The 19,500-nt window shown below is 48.9% G+C and carries 14 protein-coding genes; all 14 read left to right on the top strand.

The window, feature by feature from the left end:
- Positions 1 to 94 precede the first annotated feature (94 nt).
- The 14 genes from ACO6V5_RS13910 to ACO6V5_RS13845 all read left to right on the top strand — a co-directional run bounded on the left by ACO6V5_RS13910 (position 95) and on the right by ACO6V5_RS13845 (position 17,767).
- Positions 95 to 2,857 carry a hypothetical protein gene (locus ACO6V5_RS13910; protein WP_422411321.1) on the top strand — a complete coding sequence of 921 codons (2,763 nt, stop codon included), beginning with the start codon at positions 95 to 97 and terminating at the stop codon, positions 2,855 to 2,857.
- A gap of 180 nt (positions 2,858 to 3,037) precedes the next feature.
- The gene (locus tag ACO6V5_RS13905) at positions 3,038 to 4,648 is read left to right on the top strand and encodes a response regulator (RefSeq protein WP_422132478.1); all 1,611 of its coding nucleotides are present in this window, start codon (positions 3,038 to 3,040) and stop codon (positions 4,646 to 4,648) included.
- 690 nt (positions 4,649 to 5,338) lie between these two features.
- Complete coding sequence (locus ACO6V5_RS13900; protein ID WP_422411317.1) at positions 5,339 to 6,601, top strand: glutamate-5-semialdehyde dehydrogenase; 1,263 nt, start codon at positions 5,339 to 5,341, stop codon at positions 6,599 to 6,601.
- 150 nt (positions 6,602 to 6,751) lie between these two features.
- Positions 6,752 to 7,102, top strand: a complete 351-nt coding sequence (rsfS, locus tag ACO6V5_RS13895; protein ID WP_422137175.1) for a ribosome silencing factor — start codon at positions 6,752 to 6,754, stop codon at positions 7,100 to 7,102.
- Positions 7,102 to 7,569: a 23S rRNA (pseudouridine(1915)-N(3))-methyltransferase RlmH gene (rlmH, locus tag ACO6V5_RS13890; protein WP_422132481.1), complete on the top strand. Its 468-nt coding sequence runs from the start codon at positions 7,102 to 7,104 to the stop codon at positions 7,567 to 7,569. The genes rsfS and rlmH overlap by 1 nt, the downstream gene beginning before the upstream one ends.
- A gap of 12 nt (positions 7,570 to 7,581) precedes the next feature.
- A complete protein-coding gene (gene mrdA, locus ACO6V5_RS13885; protein WP_422411314.1) occupies positions 7,582 to 9,447 on the top strand; it encodes a penicillin-binding protein 2 in 1,866 nt (621 codons plus the stop codon).
- Positions 9,444 to 10,592, top strand: a complete 1,149-nt coding sequence (rodA, locus tag ACO6V5_RS13880) for a rod shape-determining protein RodA (protein ID WP_422132483.1) — start codon at positions 9,444 to 9,446, stop codon at positions 10,590 to 10,592. Before mrdA ends, rodA begins: the two co-directional genes overlap by 4 nt.
- A gap of 498 nt (positions 10,593 to 11,090) precedes the next feature.
- Positions 11,091 to 12,188, top strand: coding sequence for a lytic murein transglycosylase B (mltB, locus tag ACO6V5_RS13875; RefSeq protein ID WP_422411311.1), 1,098 nt, complete (start codon positions 11,091 to 11,093; stop codon positions 12,186 to 12,188).
- Positions 12,189 to 12,363: 175 nt separating this feature from the next.
- Entirely contained in the window at positions 12,364 to 13,146 is a 783-nt protein-coding gene (locus ACO6V5_RS13870; RefSeq protein ID WP_422132485.1) for a septal ring lytic transglycosylase RlpA family protein, read from the top strand.
- Positions 13,147 to 13,316: 170 nt separating this feature from the next.
- Entirely contained in the window at positions 13,317 to 14,534 is a 1,218-nt protein-coding gene (locus ACO6V5_RS13865) for a D-alanyl-D-alanine carboxypeptidase family protein (RefSeq protein ID WP_422411309.1), read from the top strand.
- Positions 14,535 to 14,619: 85 nt separating this feature from the next.
- A complete protein-coding gene (locus tag ACO6V5_RS13860; RefSeq protein WP_422132487.1) occupies positions 14,620 to 14,886 on the top strand; it encodes an HP0495 family protein in 267 nt (88 codons plus the stop codon).
- On the top strand, positions 14,886 to 15,548 hold the full coding sequence (gene lipB, locus ACO6V5_RS13855) for a lipoyl(octanoyl) transferase LipB (protein WP_422132488.1): 663 nt from the start codon (positions 14,886 to 14,888) through the stop codon (positions 15,546 to 15,548). The genes ACO6V5_RS13860 and lipB overlap by 1 nt, the downstream gene beginning before the upstream one ends.
- 78 nt (positions 15,549 to 15,626) lie before the next feature.
- Complete coding sequence (lipA, locus tag ACO6V5_RS13850; RefSeq protein ID WP_422137073.1) at positions 15,627 to 16,646, top strand: lipoyl synthase; 1,020 nt, start codon at positions 15,627 to 15,629, stop codon at positions 16,644 to 16,646.
- Positions 16,647 to 16,960: 314 nt separating this feature from the next.
- The gene (locus ACO6V5_RS13845; RefSeq protein WP_422411329.1) at positions 16,961 to 17,767 is read left to right on the top strand and encodes a Cys-every-fifth RiPP peptide CefA; all 807 of its coding nucleotides are present in this window, start codon (positions 16,961 to 16,963) and stop codon (positions 17,765 to 17,767) included.
- Positions 17,768 to 19,500: the final 1,733 nt, after the last annotated feature.

Raw genomic sequence — 19,500 nt, 5'->3', positions numbered from 1 at the left:
AGCGTTTTGACAGAAAACAGGCTTGTTTTCTTGATCTATCCTTCCTCTCTGTAAACCGGAATGCAAGGATAGAATTATTAAACACTCACTCTTTGTGGCACTGCTGTTACTGCTGCTGTCGTTGTCTGTCATCTGTCAGGCCGGATCGTTGACAAGACGTTTTATTGTCGAGCTTGAACAGAATGCAGGTTCCCCAAAACAAAACTTTTCTATAAAATCTGACTGGCATACGTTGTCGGGCAACCCATCAGATATTGCCCATATAAACGACTACGGACAATCATATTTGCCGCCTTGTAAAAAGCGAAATAGGTCACCTGGTTGTGGAATAGAAAAAACCATCATTGAGTCGATTTCGTGGCAATGGCTTTACGCTACAAATCTGCTTATTGCTTACGAAATGAGCGTGACCACAAAAGTGGCAACCAGAATCACCACTCCTTATTTATCGCTTCCTTCAGAAGTGCTTGTCGCTGTTGCCTGGTTTTTAAAAAACTATTGGAATCCCGATACACGACTGTTTGGCATGATTGAACAACAGGTGACATCTGTAATGACAGAGGGTGATCACCGGTTTGCAACCATCACTGCAGCGTTTGGCTCCGGAGAGAACTCACCGCAATATCAGTCGTCAGAATCATCCAGCCAGCCAGCCCCAAAAGCCACTCTGCCACTTATGAGCTCTTTTATCAGCCCTCTGAATAATGACTATAACGGCGGAAACGGAGGCGACCAGCAACACCTGCACACCTTGGGTTTAAATTGTTTCGTCCATCCCTGTTATGGCTTTTGTCAATTGCACCCCTTATCTGGTAGCAGTGAGCCTGCTGAATGGCCCCTGAATACCCTGAAAAGCTCATGCCCTCACTTGGCTACCGGACACTGCTCAGGTTGCATGGGGCATTTTGATCCTGCAAAAGCTATGGAGTCCCGTCAAAACCCTCTTTTCAGAACATTCAATGATTTTTCTGACATTCAGTTTCCATTCGATTCTGATCCACAATTTGATGACATTGATGGTCATTTTGCAGACTTAATCCAGAATGCCATTGACGCTACTGAGTCACTCGATGATGATGTGCAAATGCTCGGGTATTTGTCTTCCATTGCCGATGATTTAACGGCCACTAATGGGTCACTTGATCTGCAGCGTCTTCTTGGAGAACACGAACTTGCCTTTACGCTTAATTCTTCAGAAACACAGCAAACCACCTTTAAGTCATCCCAGTTGGATCAAAGTCAAGCTCATCTTTCCCTGACAGGCGCACTACAAGCTAAAGCCGACAGTGGTCAAAAAATCTGTGAGTTGACCGTGGTCCTGAAGGGCGGCGAGCAGCAGCCATGTGGTAAGGTCTTTAAGAATGCCATAAGCCTGTCGAGTCACAAAAGACGATGCCACACCGGGCCAAAAGTCTGTGACTTGACCGTAATGAGGGAGGACGGCCAGCAGGGGCCATGCGGGATGGTCTACAAGAATGCTGGATCCCTGGTGAATCACAAACGCACATTCCACACCGGGCAAAAAACCTGTGATCAGATCGAAGTCGGGGAGGACGGCCAGCAGCGGCGATGCGGAAAGATTTGCAAGAATGCTGGCGCCCTGTCGGATCACAAAAGTAAATACCACAAAGGGCAAAAAAACTGTGAAGTGATCGTATTCGGGGAGGACGGTCAGCAGCGGCCATGCGGGAAGCTCTTCATGAATACTAACTGCCTGGAATATCACAAAAGAGAAGAACACTCCGGGGAACGAACCTGTGATGTGGTTGTGGTTGCGGAGGACGGCCAGCAGCGGTCATGTGGGAGGCTCTTCACAAATACAAAAAAACTGAAGTATCACAAAAGACAAGAACACTCCAGAAAACGAGCCTGTAAAGTGGTCGTGGTCGGGGAGGAGGGTCAGTTGCGGCCATGCAGCAATCACTGCAAGAATGCTGTAGCCGTGTCAAAGCACAAAAGAAGTTACCACAGCGGGCAACAAACCTGTGAAGTGCTCGTGGTCGGGGAGGATGGTCGGCAGCGGCCATGCGGGAAGCTCTGCAACAATGCCAGAGCCTTGGTGAACCATAAAAGAGGAAAACACTCCGGGCAAAAAACTTGTGAGATAATCATGTTTGAGGAGGATGACGGGCAGCGACGATGCGGGAAGGTCTGTAAGAGTGCCGGAGCTCTGTCAGACCATAAAAGAAACTACCACAGCGGGCAAGTCTGTGAGTTGATTGTGTTCGGGGAGGATGGTCAGCTGCGGCCATGCGGGACGTTCTGCAAGAATCACAGGGCCCTTATATATCACAAAAGCAAATGCCACAGCGAGCAGCGAATCTGTGCATTGATCCTGGTCGGAGAGGATGGTCAGCAGCGGCTATGCGGGCAGCTCAGCAAGAATGCTAAAGCTCTGTCGATACACAAAAGCACATGCCACAGCGGCGAAAAAATCTGTGACTCAACCGTGACCGGGGAGGATGGCCAGCAGCAGTCATGCAGGAAGGTCTTTAAGAGTGCGATAGCCCTGACGAGTCACAAAAATAAATGCCACACCGGACAGAAAAACTGTGACGTGACTGTGGTCTGCGCTGATGGTCAGCAGCAGCCATGCGGGAAAGTCTATAAGAATGCTCAAAGCCTGTGGTCTCACAAAAGAAGTGCCCACAAGAAGCAACAAGACCCTAACCCAGGCGTAATCGAGGATGGCCAGCAACGAGCGTCCGTGATAGTCCGCAAAAAACCTCAAGACCTGTCGGATCACAACAGAAGAGATCGAAAACGCAAGCCTGCTGATCTCGACGAGGATGGTGAACTCATTCCTGCAGCAGATAAAGTGAATAAATGTGATTATCAGGAGAAGCTGACGGACTGATACCTATCAAGGCCCCGGGGGCTTATCGAACTTAGGCTCCTAGGGGGTCGCCCGGACGCGCTATTCTCTGTCGGTCTCCTGGTTGAGCGCCGTAAAAACGCAAAAAAACACATCGTTAAGTATGTAAAGATCCCATGCCCTGCAGGGCAAATTCTGTCAGAATGGCGCACTTCTTCGACTATGCTTTTTCCAGCTGTGACTAACGAATTGGCGAAAACTATGTACGTGGCAGACACTCCTCCGGAAACGGTTGATGATGTAGAACGCATTCTCCTGGTGGATGACAACCCTACCAACTTGCAGGTGCTGCTGCAGACCCTCAGTGGACGAGGCTACAAGCTTCTTATTGCGAAAAACGGTGAAAGTGCTGTGAGGATTGCTCACAAGGCCAAGCCAGCGCTGGTTTTGCTGGATATCATGATGCCAGGCATGGACGGCTATGAAGTGTGCCGTCAGCTGAAAGAAGATCCGGCTACCAGCAATATTACCGTGATTTTTCTATCAGCCCTTGATGACACCAAGGACAAGGTTCGAGGTTTGGAAACGGGTGCCGTTGACTTTATCTCCAAACCTTTTCAGGCCGAAGAAGTGATTGCCCGGGTAGAAACCCAGCTCAAGATACATCGACTGGAGCAGGCGCTTTCTGCCCGCAATCGACAGCTTGAAGCTGACAAGGCCCGTATTCTGGAAAGCATGAACGAAGGTATCTTTGGGCTGGACAGCAGGGGGCGAATCACCTTTGCCAATGCAGCCGCTTCCATTATGACGGGCTGGCCCATGGACACCCTCATCGGTCGTAGCCTGATTGAACTGATGCTGGATGAAGCCGGAGAGGAAGCACGCAGTCTGCATCTGGCTCCTATTCAGGAGGCATTGAGTAAAGGGGTCAGCATAAGGGTGGACGATGCACTCTTCTGGCATAAAGAGGGCTCATCATTCCCGGTCAGTTATTCATGCACTCCCATTATGGAAGAGGGACAGCCCAGCGGTGCAGTGGTGGTCTTTACTGACATCAGCAGCAAAAAGCGTGGACAGGCAGCGTTGCAGAAGGCTCTGGACGAACTGGAGACCCAGAAGGAAAAACTGACCCATGTTTCCCGTTTGAGTATCATGGGAGAGATGGCCGCAGGTTTTGCCCATGAAGTGAACCAGCCTCTGACCGCAATTTCCAACTACGCTCAGGTAGCCAAGCGCATGATGGTCAGGCTGGAACATAAAGACGACGATGTTTACGATTCGCTTTATGAGGCTATGGACAAAATTAATATTCAGGCCCGTCGTGCCGGTGAGATCATTGCCCGCATTCGCTCATTTGTTAAAAAGCCTGATCACGTTCTGGGTTGTGTCGATCCGATCAAGCTGATTAGCGATACCGTCAAGCTGGCTGAGGTGGATGCTCGAAATAACAGTATGGAAATTCATACTGAGGTGGCTCAGAACCTGCCTGAGGTGAAAGTGGACCCGGTGCAGATTCAGCAGGTGGCTTTGAACCTGATTCGCAATGGTATGGAAGCCATGAGAGATCAGGACACCCGGGACATAGGTGTCTGGGTTAAGGCAGAGCAGATCGATGATCGGTTCGTCAAGGTATCCGTCATTGACCGGGGTTATGGACTGGCTGCTGATGCAGAAGAAAAACTGTTCACGCCTTTCTACACCACCAAGTCAGATGGTATGGGGATCGGTCTGACCGTTTGCCACTCGATTATTCAATCACATGGTGGACGACTGACGTTCAATCGTCACCCTGAGGGCGGCACTATTTTTGAGTTTACAATGCCGATTGCCTGACTCCCCTCGCTCCATCTCTTAAATGGCAACCAAATGATGGGTGAGCAGGAGGAGAATATGAGCCTTCGGTCGGGCAATTATGCGAGAGGACTTCATAATAAATGCAGTTATCATCGAAACATACAAAAATATAACCTCCGATCAAGGGGGAAACATACGATGGTATGCAATAGTGTCGGCCATCGGGATATGACCGGGTCCATAGATATTTACCCGTTTCTTTCTGAATATGTCGAAGGATATAGTGTTTTTCCCTCACTTGATGAAAGACCCTCAGTTCACATAAGACTGTATCTGGTAAAGCAGGCTGTATAAATAGTGCAAATAATATGAGAATAGTTTTGATACTTCATACTCCCTCTGTCTGAAGCCATCAAGATAGCAGACATTTGCACTGCGACAACTCGTTGGGAGAGCTTCACAACTCTGCTTTTCCCACACCTCAGGCTATGGGATCACGTAGCATCCTGATTCCAATCAATTTGCATTCAGGATTAAAGCTGCTTCGATCGCACTTAGCAGCAAAGGCTATGCTATCGGGCGACGCTGGGTAAAATTCAGAAAGTTTGCTGTCCAGGGGTACTTTGCTGTCCAGAGGTACTTTGCTGTCCAGAGGAACTATGCAGGCATAGCAGCATTCCTGTATAACCGTCGGCAGGTTATAATGCCCGGCTGAACAAGGAGCACGCAGTGACTGAACAGGTAACAGAGTACATGCATGAACTGGGCAAAAAGGCCCGGGAAGCCAGTGCACAAGTAGCCAAAGCGGATACTGGCCTGAAAAACAGAGCTCTGCTGGCGATCGCCACTGAGCTGGAAGCAACTCGACCGCTACTGCGTGAAGCTAACGCTGTGGACCTGGAAAACGGGCGGGGGCGAGGGCTGGATGCAGCATTGCTGGATCGCCTGGAACTGACAGATGCCCGCATTGATACCATGATCGAGAACCTGAATCAGGTGGCTTCGTTGCCTGATCCAGTGGGTACGATTGATGACCTCAAATATGTACCCAGTGGTATTCAGGTGGGTAAAATGCGAGTCCCTTTGGGGGTTATAGGCATTATCTATGAGTCTCGACCCAACGTAACCATTGAGGCTGCCAGTCTCTGTCTGAAATCCGGTAATGCTGTGATTCTGCGTGGAGGCAGTGAGTCAATTGCTTCTAACAAGGCGATTGCCCAATGCATTCAGAAGGGCCTGGTATCGGCTGGCTTGCCAGAAGCAGCGGTTCAGGTGGTAGAGACCACTGACCGTGAAGCAGTGGGAACTCTGATCAGTATGCCCGAATATGTAGATGTCATCGTTCCAAGGGGGGGCAAAGGTCTGATCGAACGTATCAGTCGTGATGCCAGGGTCCCTGTTATCAAACATCTGGATGGCATTTGCCATGTTTATATTGATGATCTGGCAGATCGGGAGAAAGCACTGGCCATTGCTGTGAATGCCAAAACCCACCGCTATGGTGTATGCAATGCTATGGAGACCCTGCTGATAAACAGGGCTGTTGCGGTCGATATACTGCCGGAACTGGCTCAGCGCTTGCGGAAATTGGGGGTTGAGCTCAGAGGCTGTGCAGAGGTTTGTGACGAGGTTCCGGATGCTTTGGCCGCCACCGAAGAAGACTGGCAGACAGAGTATCTGGCACCGGTGCTATCCATTAAGTTGGTCGCTGATATGAATGAAGCTATCGAGCATATTAATCGCTATGGCTCTCATCATACCGATGCGATCATCACCGAGAGTTATACCCGGGGCCGGGACTTCCTGAGAGAAGTAGACTCCAGCTCTGTTATGATCAATGCCTCTACCCGGTTTGCGGACGGCTTTGAGTATGGGCTGGGTGCTGAGATTGGTATTTCAACGGACAAAATTCATGCCCGTGGTCCTGTGGGGCTGGAGGGGCTGACATCCCGGAAATATGTAGTATTAGGCGATGGTCATATCCGGAAATAACGAATTGCCATCACTCAAGGTGGCGGTTAATTATGGTACATAATAATCACTGGTTAGGTACTTAGGTACTTAATCAGCAAACAATTATGACAAAAGCCTGTACAATTCATGGTCAGGCTTTTGGTTTTTTATCGAGTTCTAAAGAGATATATGCAATCTGAACAACTGAAGCAACTGGTCATTGATGCTATTGAAGAAATGAAAGGTAACGACATTACCTCTCTTGATGTTTCCGGGCTGACCAGCGTGACCGATTACATGATTATCGCCAGCGGTACTTCCAACCGTCATGTGAAGTCTGTAGCAGACAATGTAATCGATAAGTGCAAGCAAAATGGTGTTCGTCCACTGGGTACAGAAGGTCAGGAGAAATCCGAATGGGTTTTGGTCGACATGGGTGACGTTGTAGTGCATGTTATGATGCCAGCTACCCGTGCATTCTATGATCTTGAACGCCTCTGGGAGGCCAGCGAGGAGCAGCGGGCTACAGAGCAGTCCTGATGCGTGTTCGTCTGATCTCCGTTGGCTCGAAAATGCCACCCTGGGTTGATGAGGGCTACAGGGAATACAGTCGTCGCCTGGGTTCTGACCTCAAACTGGATCTGATTGAGATTCCGTTGAACCGGCGCGGCAAGGGGGCTGACATCAGTCGCCTGCAGGAAAAAGAAGCTGGACAAATGCTGAGTACAGTCGGCCAGGGTGACCTGATAGTGACCATGGAAATCACAGGGAAGCCCTGGTCGACGGATAAACTGGCAGACAATATGGGAGGGTGGATGCATTCTGGCCGTAATGTCAGCCTCATGGTCGGAGGGCCAGAAGGGCTTCATCCCAGTGTGATGGCCCGGGCCGATCTCAGATGGTCGTTATCGCCATTGACGTTACCTCACCCCCTGGTCAGGGTCGTTGTTGCTGAACAGGTCTATCGTGCCTGGAGTATCCTCAAGAATCACCCCTATCATAAATAGACAGTTATACAGATGCCGGTGAATACCTTAAAGGACCACAAAGCAGAGCAACGGATTGTCAGCATTCGAGTCTGGTTAGCACTGGTCTTCACGATCCTTTTAGTCATGGTGCTGATTTCCAGACTTTTCTATCTGCAGGTGGTTCAATACGATGAACTGGCCACCCAGTCGGAAGAAAACCGTGTTCTTTTGCAGACAGTGCCTCCGGTTCGGGGACTGATCTATGACCGAAATAACCGATTGCTGGCAACCAACCGCTCCAGTCAGACACTGGCTATTGTTCGGGAGCGCGTAGAAGATCTTGATCAGCTGCTCGACGAGATTGCCCGGTTAATTACTGTTACCGAGACTGAGCGCAATCGTTTCCTGCAGCAGATAAAACGACGCAGGCCTTTTGAATCGGTCCCCCTCAAGTTTCGGCTGAACGACGAGCAGGTTGCGCTGATTGCTGTAAACCAGTTTCGCCTGCCGGGTGTCGAGATTAATGCCGAACTGGTTCGTGAATACCCTGAAAGCGACGCTTTCGCCCATAGTGTCGGTTATGTGGGGCGAATCAACGAGCGTGAGTTAAAAAACCTCGATCCGGCTCTTTATAACGGCACATACACTGTCGGTAAGATCGGTCTGGAACGTTTTTATGAGCCTGTACTCTTAGGTAAGCCGGGCTACCAGGAAGTTGAAGTCAATGCCCGTGGTCGGGTGACCAGGGTTCTGAACCGGGTTAATCCCATCCCTGGCAAAGATTTGCAGCTGTTTATTGATACCGATCTGCAAAATGCAGCTATTCAGGCAATGCAGGGAAGAAGGGGGTCCGTGGTGGCTCTGGATCCCAAAACTGGTGGTGTCATGGCTATGGTCAGTAATCCGGCGTTCGATCCCAATCTGTTTGTGACCGGAATCGATTACGCTACTTTCAATGATCTGAATACGGACATCGAAAAGCCGCTCTATAATCGTGCGACATTGGGTGAGTACCCGCCGGCTTCCACGATCAAGCCTCTGGTAGCTCTGGGTCTGCTGGACAATAACGTGGTGGATAAGAATGACAAAATCTATGACAAAGGTTGGTTCCAACTTCCGGGCAGTGAGCACCGTTTCCGTAACTGGAACCGAAAGGGTGACGGCTGGATTGATCTGAATCGGGCAATCCTGCGTTCCAACGATACTTTTTTCTACAAGGTGGCTGAAAAAATGGGGATTGACCGTCTCCATGATTTTCTCAGCCAGTTCGGGATGGGGCGCAGTAGCGGTATTGACATTCATGAAGAAAGAGCAGGTTTGCTGCCTTCAACAGAGTGGAAACAAGGCGCTTATGGTCAGCCCTGGTATCCCGGGGAAACTGTGATTGCCATCATTGGCCAGGGCTACATGCTGACGACTCCCATGCAATTAGCAGAACTGGTTACCCTGATTGCCAACCGGGGGAAACATGTTGAGCCTCGTCTGGTGAAAGAAGACATTCCGGAATTGCAAAGCCCCGAATGGGGGGACGACATTGAGCTGGATGACCAGCATTGGGGGTTGGTCATCAATGCTATGGAAAAAGTGGTCAGTTACAATCGGGGCACGGCTTACTGGCGAATTGGTCGTGGCCTGAAGTATCGAATGGCAGGAAAAACAGGTACTGCCCAAGTGGTCAGTATTCCTCAGGGTGAAGAATATGATGCTGAGAAACTCAAGGAATTCGAGCGGGACCATAGTCTTTTTGTGGCCTTTGCGCCTGTTGAAGATCCCCAGATAGCGATGGCTGTGGTATTGGAGAACAATAATGGTGCTGCCAACATAGCCCGGGAGGTGATGGACTTTTATCTCCTTCCCAAACTCGCCAGGGCCGAACAGGAGAAAACCAGTGCTGAAAACAAGGGGACCGCACAATGACCGGCCAGGATTTTGTTCGTCAGCTGAATGAAGGACAGGGCTTTCACAGGGCACCGGACTGGTCAGAGCGTCTGCATATCGACTTTATGCTGACAGGGTTTGTGGTCATTGTTTGTGGAGCCGGTCTGTTCGTTCTATACAGTGCCAGTGGACAGGATATGAGCATTGTTATTCGACAGGCCGTCTATATGCTCATTGGTTTTGTTGGAATGATCATCATTGCCCAGGTTTCACCCCGACTGCTGATGCGGTTGTCACCATGGATATATGTTGGCGGTGTCATTCTCTTGGTCGCTGTGCTGTTTCTGGGCATTCATTCCAAGGGCGCACAGCGTTGGATTCAATTGCCTTTCATACGGTTTCAGCCCTCAGAAATCATCAAGCTGATTATGCCGATTGTGGTGGCGAGTTATCTTTCGAAACGACAGTTGCCACCTTCTCTAAAAGATATTGCGCTGGTACTGATTCTGATTGGTATTCCGGTCGTGTTGATTGCCAGGCAGCCCGACCTGGGGACCTCCCTGCTGATTGGTGCTTCAGGTCTGTTTATATTATTGCTGGCCGGGTTGAGGAAACGGCTGATTTTTTCTGCCATTATGCTGGCTGTTCCTTCTGTTTGGGGCTTCTGGCACTTTGTCATGCTCAATTATCAGAAGCAGCGGGTATTAACCTTTCTCAATCCCCAGAGTGATCCCTGGGGTGCGGGCTGGAATATTATCCAGTCAAAAATTGCCATAGGATCGGGTGGGCTATACGGCAAGGGCTGGCTTTTGGGAACTCAGTCGCATCTGGATTTTCTGCCGGAAAGTCATACTGATTTTATTATTGCAGTGCTGGCAGAAGAGTTCGGCCTGATGGGGTGTCTGGTTCTTCTGGCATTATACGCACTGATTATTGGTCGAGGCCTGTTTATAACGCTCAAGGCTCAGACTCTGTTTGGCAGACTGCTCGCAGGTAGTATTACACTGACGTTTTTTGTCTACATCTTCGTTAATATTGGTATGGTGAGCGGCCTGCTCCCCGTGGTCGGGGTACCTCTGCCTCTGGTCAGCCGGGGAGGGACCTCGCTGGCTACTCTGATGGCTGGCTTTGGTCTGTTGATGTCGATACACACTCATAAAACGTTTCTGGGGCAAAGTCGATAATCACAGAGAAAGCTTTTTTCCATAAGTTATGCCAGTTGTGCTTTCTAACTCCCGTGATGAGCATGGAGATTATTATGCAGGCTTGCTGGCTCTGTTTTACGTTAGATGCTGTTTGCATGAGCTATAATGAGAATCGACCCGTTTTTTGTAGGGTCTGGAATGTTCGTCATGCGACCACTTCAGTCTAAGGGCGTCCTGCGGGCAACGACTATTGCCGGTCAGGTCAATGTCCTTCACAAAACTCTTTCTCCCTTATCAGACTCTGACAGGCAGGAAGACTCTCCGGTGAGTCCCTGCCGCAGGGAGCGATATCTTAAGATCCTTTCAATCTCACGGGAGAGTTCCTTAGATCGGTTTTTCTGCACTGAGAAAACGACATTTAACTTAAACTGCGCCGGTATGCTAGTTGTCTCTTCATGACTGCTGTAGAGTAGACATTATCCCGTATGAAGTTATATCAGCTAACGACATTCACTTGAGTAGTAGCAGGGAGGGTTTATGGCCTTAAGAATGGTAAAAGAATTTTTAGGACTGCCGACATTTCGACTCATGACGGCGGGCATATTATTCAGCGGCTGTCTTCTTTCAGGATCGGTAACGGCCGGTGCTGAAAAGGTGGTCGATAATCAGCCTGACTATGCACTTCAACCGGAGGTGAAGGCGTTCATTGATGATCTGGTGAAGAACGAACAGTTTTCCCGTAAGGAACTGCAAGACATTCTGGGTAAGGCAAACAAGTCTGAAAGAGTGCTTGAGTTGATCAGCAGACCTGCCGAGAAACGTCTGGAGTGGAAAGACTACCGGAAAATTTTCATGACCCCGGAGCGAGTAGACCTTGGCGTGGACTTCTGGGAGGCTCACGAGAAAACACTCTCAAGAGTTGAAAAAGAGTATGGTGTGCCTGCAGATGTTATAGTCGCCATTATCGGAGTAGAGACATACTATGGTCGACAGACCGGTGGGTTTAAGGTTCTTGATGCTCTTTCTACCCTGAGTTTTGATTACCCTCCGCGAAGCAAGTTTTTCACACAGCAGCTGAAGGAGTTTCTGATTCTGACCCGTGAACAGGAGCTGGATGCTTCAGATCTGACCGGCTCTTATGCCGGAGCCATGGGTATACCTCAGTTTATGCCCTCCAGTTACAGGGCTTATGCGGTAGATTATACCGGTGATGGTCAGTCCAACATCTGGAAGCATGAAGAAGATGCAATTGCCAGCGTTGCTAACTATCTCCGGGAAAATGGCTGGAAAGCTGGCAAGCCTATTGTCAGTAAAGCGAAGGTTACCGGAACCAAATATGAGAAAGCTGTGTCTGATTCTGTCAGACCGCAAAAAACCCTGAAGCAGCTGGAAGGTTCTGGCTGGCATCCTGAAGCCCTTTTGCCAGAGACCGCCAAGGCTGCTGCCATCAAGCTTGAAGGTGATAAGGGGCCGGAGTACTGGCTGGGGATGCATAATTTTTATGTCATTACGACTTACAACCGCAGCAAGCTTTATGCAATGGCCGTTTATCAGCTGGCAAGTGATGTAAAAACAGGCTATATAACATCGGCGTCAAAGTCTGCGAAGACACTAGCAGGAAAGCAGTCTGAATAGTCTGAGCCTCCCGGTTCATCAGTGAAGGTACCGTTTTTATGCCTGAGTCATAAAAGCGGTTTTCTTCTTTGTCTCGCGGGTATTCCTTCAGGCTCCCGATCTCAGGCAGAATAACGTTAAAGCACCATATCCTATGAAATCGATAATCAGAGCAAGATCTATAGCAGGAAGCCTTGTGGGACTGACCTTTTTCCTCTTGAACGGTTGTGTCACCGTTGAGGACGGGCCTCCCACTGAGAAAAGGGATGTCAGTCAGATTCCTGATGCGATTCCTGTCACCCATGATGGTCAGTTCAAGGATTCTCCCTATGAACTCAATGATGTGACCTATACCCCTATGAAGAGTGCCAAAGGCTATCAGGAAAAGGGCAAGGCCTCATGGTATGGCACCAAGTTTCATGGCAAGCAGACGGCTAACGGTGAAGTTTACGATCTCTACGGTATGACTGCGGCACACAAGACTTTGCCCCTGCCTTCCTATGTCAAGGTCACTAACAGTCACAATGGCAAGTCGGTTGTACTTCGGGTCAATGATCGCGGACCATTCCACGGCGATCGGATTATAGACCTCTCTTATGCTGCTGCCGTTAAGCTGGGGTTCGCTAAGAAAGGAGTGACTGATGTGTTGGTAGAGGGGATAGATGTCAGGTCTCTTGCTGCCGCCAAAGGCAATGAAGCGGTTAGCGGGAGCGGTAATAATCAACTGCTCTTTGTACAACTGGCTGCGCTGAAGAATTATCACTATGCCCAGATATTGCGTCGACAGGTGGCTGAGACCATAGGCAGTGATATCAGAGTGGTGAAAGGGGAAGAGGAGCCTGATCCTTTTTACCGAGTCAGGATTGGGCCGGTGCAAACGATTGAGCATCTTGAAGAACTCCTTGAGAAGCTGGATGAAGGCGATTTTGACGTGCCTTACCTGATTTACGAAGAGGTTACTGAGGCTTCCGGGAAGTAGTTTGAGTCAGTCTTTTTAGTCGGCCAGACCGATATTCCAGTGTGGCCTGACAGACTTTCACTGATCAGGCAATGAGCATATTACATTCTATTTTCAATGCTTCTCTTAAACTCCTTAGTCGGTAACATTATAATGGCCAGCAACAGTGAATTTCAGAGCTAATTTCTATAATGATCAAACGATTAAATCCTGTCCGGGCCAACCATGAGCGATTGAAAAGGTTAGCCGGATGGGTGTCCATGCTATTTATTCTGGCAACCGGCGCAGTTTATGCTGAAGCCGCTGCCCTGATTCCTGCGGCACCCAAGATTGCTGCCAACAGTTTTATATTGATGGATGCCGACAGCGGTGAGATTCTGGCCTCCGAGAATGCGGATGACCCTGTTCACCCTGCCAGCCTGACCAAAATGATGACTGCTTACATTGCCGAGGTTGAGCTGGCGTCAGGCAATATTCATCGTGATGATGAAGTGCTGATCAGCGAAAAAGCCTGGAAAATGGGCGGCTCAACCATGTTCATTGAGGTGGGTGAGCGGGTTCCGGTACAGGAGCTGTTGAAAGGTATTATTATCGTCTCCGGTAACGACGCCAGTGTCGCCATCGCTGAACATGTTGCCGGCAGTGAAGACGCCTTTGCCGAGCTGATGAACAGTACCGCCGAGCGACTGGGGATGATTAACTCCAATTTTGTCAATGCATCGGGCTGGCCTGCGCCTGATCACTATTCCTCTGCAAGGGATCTTGCGATACTGTCTCGCCATATCGTCAAGGATTACCCTGAGTATTACGAGCTTTATGCTCAGAAGTATTATCAATACGGTACCAACAAAAAAACCGGTAAGCCACTGCGTCGTCAGCCCAACCGAAACCGTCTGTTATGGACTAACCCTAATGTTGATGGTCTGAAAACAGGGCACATTGAGGCCAGTGGTTTTGGTCTGGCAGCTACCGCAAAGCGCGATGGGCGTCGTCTGATTACTGTTATTCTGGGTGCCAGAGGTGAGAAGCAGCGTGCTGCGGAGGCACAGAAACTGCTGACCTATGGTTTCCGTTTCTTCGAAAATGTTGATGTTAAAAAAGGTGGCGTAACGCTTGAAACTGTGAAGGTCTGGAAAGGCACACAAGATCAGGTAGACGTCGCCATTGACAAGGATCTGATTGTCACAGTGCCCAGGCATACGGGTAAGAAGCTGAAAGCGACTCTGAATATTGATCCAATTGTTGAAGCCCCTGTTGAAGCTGGCCAGCAGCTGGGTACACTGAAAGTGACTATCGATGATGAAATTATCAAAGAAGTCCCTCTCAGAGCAGAGACTGCGATAGAGCGTGGTGGCTTCTTCAAACGTCTGTGGGATAGTATCGTGCTGTTCTTTAAAGGACTGTCCTGAACATTCAGTGGCAGCAGTGAGTGAAATGCCCATACCTTCAGGCTCGCAGAATCTGAAGGTATTTCATTTATCATCAGTGTAAAAAATGACCGATCAAGAAGCGCCAAAAATTGAATTTCCCTGCGATTACGAGATCCGTATTGTGGGTAATGCCGCTGTCGATTTTCAGAAGGTTGTCTGCGCTATCGTCAAGCAGCATGCACCGGATTACGATGGCAACTTCCGGCTGAAAGAGAGTCGAACTGGCAAATACACCTCGGTTATGGTGACTATTCGGGCCACCGGAGAATCTCAGCTGAAAGCGATCTTCGAAGATTTGAAAGCGACCGGCCGGGTGCAAATGGTACTTTGATGAAACTGAACATCCGCTACTTGGGCAGGCAGCCTTATGAGCCTGTTTTTGAGGCCATGAAAGCATTCACCGAACGCAGAGATGAGCAGACGGATGATGAGTTCTGGTTTGTCGAGCACGACCCTGTCTTTACTCAGGGTCAGGCCGGCAAGCCTGAACATGTCCTGGCACCCGGAGATATTCCTGTGGTCCAGGTGGACCGTGGAGGTCAGGTCACTTATCACGGTCCGGGTCAGCTGGTGGTCTACCTGCTGATGGATGTTCGCCGCTCAGGCAGTGGTCCCAGGCAGGTGGTGTCAGCTATTGAGAGTGCCATCATCAAAGTACTGTCAAGCTATGGTATTGAATCCTGTGCCAGACCTGACGCTCCCGGCGTTTACATTGATGGAGCAAAAATTGCCGCCCTGGGGCTGCGATTCAGACAGATGAAAAGTTATCATGGACTGAGTTTCAATCTGGATATGGATCTGGAACCCTTTACCCGTATCAACCCCTGCGGTTACAAGGATCTGCAGGTCGCCCAGCTCAGGGAATTTCAAAATCCTGTGCAATGGAATGAAGTGAGCAATCGCTTACTTGAGTGCCTTATGGAGGAACTTGGGTATAATGAGGCTCAGACAGTAAAGGAAGCAACAGAGTTTGATCTGGTTCAGGAGGCCTGAGCAATCTCTCTTCAAATTCGAGTGAGTGAACGAACGGCTTCACAAACCGGTACAACCGACCAACATGACTGGGACTCTATGACCGATAGCAACCTGATTCCAACCGTCCAGATTCCGGCTGTTACTATTCAGAGTGGCGAGAAATTCGTCAATGAAAAAGGCATTACCGCCATCAAGAATGGCATCAAGGCCAGCAATCGCTCCGATGAAGCGGTTCAGCCTTTTATGCGCAAGCCGGAGTGGTTGAGAATCAAGCCCAGGTACGGCAGTAAGTTCAAAGAAGTCAAAGGGACGGTTCATGAGCACAAGCTGAGTACCGTTTGTGAAGAAGCCATGTGCCCCAACATTAATGAATGCTGGAGTTCGGGTACCGCCACTATCATGCTGATGGGTGATGTTTGTACCCGTGCCTGTCGCTTCTGTGCGGTGAATACTGGTAACCCCAAAGGCTGGCTGGATAAAGATGAGCCAGACCATACGGCCAACAGCGTAAAACTGATGAACCTGAAATACCTGGTTCTGACCTCTGTTAACCGTGATGATCTGGAAGATGGCGGTGCCGGTCACTATGCCGCCGTCGTAAAACGTGTAAAGGAAGTTAATCCTGAAACCGACGTTGAAGCACTGACACCGGATTTTCTCGGTGTTCTGGTCGATGTTGAAACGGTGGTCGACAGTGGTATTGCCGTTTTTGCCCAAAATGTTGAAACCGTTAAACGACTGACACATCCTGTTCGTGACCCGCGTGCCAGCTACGAGCAGACGCTCAATGTTCTGGCCCACTCCAAAAAATATCGTCCAGACGTACTCACTAAAACCAGTCTGATGCTGGGTCTGGGTGAAACCGAGGAAGAGATAATTGAGACCATGGATGATCTCAGGGCCATTGATTGCGATATCCTGACCCTGGGGCAGTATCTTCAGCCTACCAAAAACCATTTACCTATTGAGCGTTACGTGACCCCTCAAGAGTTTGAGAAGTATCGTCAGTGGGGCCTGGAAAGAGGTTTTGTTGAAGTCGTAGCCGGTGCCCTGGTGCGTTCGAGCTATCGTGCTGAGCAGGTGTTGCAGAAGAATAATGTGGGTCTGGGCTCATGAGTGACAGCAAATAATCACTTATTCATTTCCTGGTTCAGTGATTTTCAACGTGCTATCGCCACGGATGGTCAACACGTTATCGAATGAGCGTAAAACCCCAAGATGGGTATTCTTCCGTTTCATTGGATAATGTGGTTCGTGTGAACCGTCGATTTCGATTAATCTCAAAACACAATGATGCACTACACTAGGTTCCCTATAGACGTCTTATAAGGAACCATGGAAATGATTGATTTTCAGCGCTGTTTTGCTTTTTTAATCCCTCCTCTATTTCTCTTAAAGACTCTTAGCCTGCAAGCTCAGATCACCACTCAATCTACAACCGCTGTTCCTATAACCGCTGTTCCTACAACCGATGTTCCTACAACCGATGCTCCTACAACCGATGCTCCTACAACCGATGCTCCTACAACCGATGCTCCTACAACCGATGTTCCTACAACCGCTGTTCCTATAACCGCTGTTGCTACAACCGCTGCTCCTACAACCGATGTTCCTACAACCGATGTTCCTTCAACCGATGTTCCTACAACCGATGTTCCTACAACCGATGTTCCTACAACCGATGTTCCTTCAACCGCTGTTCCTTCAACCGATGTTCCTATAACCGCTGTTCCTACAACCGCTGCTCCTACAACCGCTGTTCCTATAACCGCTGTTGCTACAACCGCTGCTCCTACAACCGATGTTCCTACAACCGATGTTCCTACAACCGATGTTCCTTCAACCGATGTTCCTACAACCGATGTTCCTTCAACCGCTGTTCCTTCAACCGCTGTTCCCACAACCGATGTTCCTTCAACCGATGTTCCTATAACCGCTGTTCCTACAACCGATGTTCCTTCAACCGCTGTTCCCACAACCGATGTTCCTACAACCGATGTTCCTACAACCGATGTTCCTACAACCGATGTTCCTACAACCGATGTTCCTACAACCGATGTTCCTACAACCGATGTTCCTTCAACCGATGTTCCTATAACCGCTGTTCCTACAACCGCTGCTCCTACAACCGCTGTTCCTACAACCGGTGCTCCTACAACCGATGTTCCTACAACCGATGTTCCTACAACCTATTCTCCTGCAAGCCCTCCTCTAAGGGTACCATGCGATTCTCTTAAAGGTCAGACGACAGGGGTTTATCAACGGCTAAACCAATATTCAAACCTTGTTAGGGGACGACAGTGCATTGTTCTCAGTACCAACTCTTCAGAGAATTTAAGTAAGTTGCTAAATGAGGTTCCAAAGAACACCGTTATATTGCTCTCTTCCGAAACTGCTTCTGGCGCAACGCTTTCTCCATCCGTTATTACCCCCTCATCAGGTAAAATCCCGGTTGTGTATCTAATTGACAGTGAAATAGTTTTGAAGGATGGTCAGGACATTATCGGGGCTCCAAATGAAGGTTACGAAATCGTCATCTCGCCTGATGCAACTTATACAGATTTATATATGATCAAGTTTGGGTCCTTTAACTACTTTAGTTTCAATGAAACAAAAGACAGCCATATAAGACACATTACTTTCCAGCCAACTGCACCTAATGGCCGCAAACCAATTGGTCCTATTATTACAGCACGTTGTATTAACCGGAGACTGATTGTAGAAAACAACGTATTCAATCTTAATTGCCAGACCGGAGTTAGAATTGATTGCAGACTTCCTCTGAATGCATCTGTTAATGATTTGCACCAGGGTCCGGCCCTGATGTTCACCAATAACAGGGTTACTGCTGATACCATCGAATCATGGGGCGGCGACTATATTCCCGATGGAGGGCTATTTATTAAACTTCCCGCCATCAAAAACCAGTCAAAAAGGATTGCTGTTAACGGGAACACATTCCAGGGCAATATGGGGTGGGTGGCTGAGTTACATATTGGACCGGGAAGCAGTATCGATATCTTTAGAAACATGGTTGACATTGACAATGCTGGTGAGATTTTGTGGGAAATTGTGTCGCCGGTATTTAAAAAAGAAAAATTTGGTTTCTCTCTTGTCGGTCATTCGGATACCAATGAAGAACCTCCTGTTTATAATCTTGTGGGCAATCAGATCAGGGTAAAAAATACAGCTTTAGATATCAAAGGAATCGTTCAGCTGGCCCTCGCTTGCAACCACTTTCAAGCGGTCAAACTCTGGCGACAAGAGCAGCATGAATACAGCATTAAAACCACAGATCCATTATCATTGGTGGGTAATTGCGAAAGATTCACGAATTCAAGCATGGCAACTGTCGGCCCAACCACACTTTCCGAGATTGTGAATATCTGGACACCCATCGAGAATTCCACAGCCAGTGCTTTAAGTGGACTCACCAACCTCGAGGGTCAATTCTACTTTAACTCATCAGTCTGCCTGACAGTCAATTTGTCCCCTGTTACTCCTTCCGGGCAGGCCTCCACTTCATCAGCAGATACAAAAGTCATGACGACTCTGTTGGGTGCCATGACCAGTCTGACAGTCGATTTGTCCTCTGTTACTCCTTCTGGGCAGGGCTCCACTTCATCTGCAGGTGTCATGACGACTTTGTTGGATGCTATGACCAGTCTGACAGTCAATTCGTCCTCTGTTTCTCCTTTTAACAATGCCTCCACTTCATCAGCAGGTACAAAAGTCATGACAACTATGTTGGGTGTTATGACCAACCTGACCGTCAATTCGTCCTCTGTTACTCCTTTTTACCAGTCCTCGACTTCATCAGAGGGTACCAAAGTCACGAGCACTGTGTTGGATGTCATGACCAGTCTGCCTACAACCGGTGCTCCTACAACCGATGTTCCTACAACCGCTGTTCCTTCAACCGATGTTGCTACAACCGCTGTTCCTACAACCGATGTTCCTACTCCTACAA

It is taken from the genome of Endozoicomonas sp. ALD068, assembly GCF_049310145.1.
GTDB lineage: Bacteria > Pseudomonadota > Gammaproteobacteria > Pseudomonadales > Endozoicomonadaceae > Endozoicomonas_A.
The sequence above is the reverse complement of the archived record's forward strand: the minus strand, read 5'-3'. Positions and strand labels throughout refer to the sequence as shown.

Bases quoted from the DNA above. Each gene is read 5' to 3' on its own strand.
- lipB (WP_422132488.1), top strand. From the start codon at position 14,886: ATGAAACTGAACATCCGCTACTTGGGCAGGCAGCCTTATGAGCCTGTT.
- mltB (WP_422411311.1), top strand. From the start codon at position 11,091: ATGGCCTTAAGAATGGTAAAAGAATTTTTAGGACTGCCGACATTTCGA.
- rodA (WP_422132483.1), top strand. From the start codon at position 9,444: ATGACCGGCCAGGATTTTGTTCGTCAGCTGAATGAAGGACAGGGCTTT.
- ACO6V5_RS13860 (WP_422132487.1), top strand. From the start codon at position 14,620: ATGACCGATCAAGAAGCGCCAAAAATTGAATTTCCCTGCGATTACGAG.
- rsfS (WP_422137175.1), top strand. From the start codon at position 6,752: ATGCAATCTGAACAACTGAAGCAACTGGTCATTGATGCTATTGAAGAA.
- ACO6V5_RS13905 (WP_422132478.1), top strand. From the start codon at position 3,038: ATGCTTTTTCCAGCTGTGACTAACGAATTGGCGAAAACTATGTACGTG.
- ACO6V5_RS13865 (WP_422411309.1), top strand. From the start codon at position 13,317: ATGATCAAACGATTAAATCCTGTCCGGGCCAACCATGAGCGATTGAAA.
- rlmH (WP_422132481.1), top strand. From the start codon at position 7,102: ATGCGTGTTCGTCTGATCTCCGTTGGCTCGAAAATGCCACCCTGGGTT.
- mrdA (WP_422411314.1), top strand. From the start codon at position 7,582: ATGCCGGTGAATACCTTAAAGGACCACAAAGCAGAGCAACGGATTGTC.
- lipA (WP_422137073.1), top strand. From the start codon at position 15,627: ATGACCGATAGCAACCTGATTCCAACCGTCCAGATTCCGGCTGTTACT.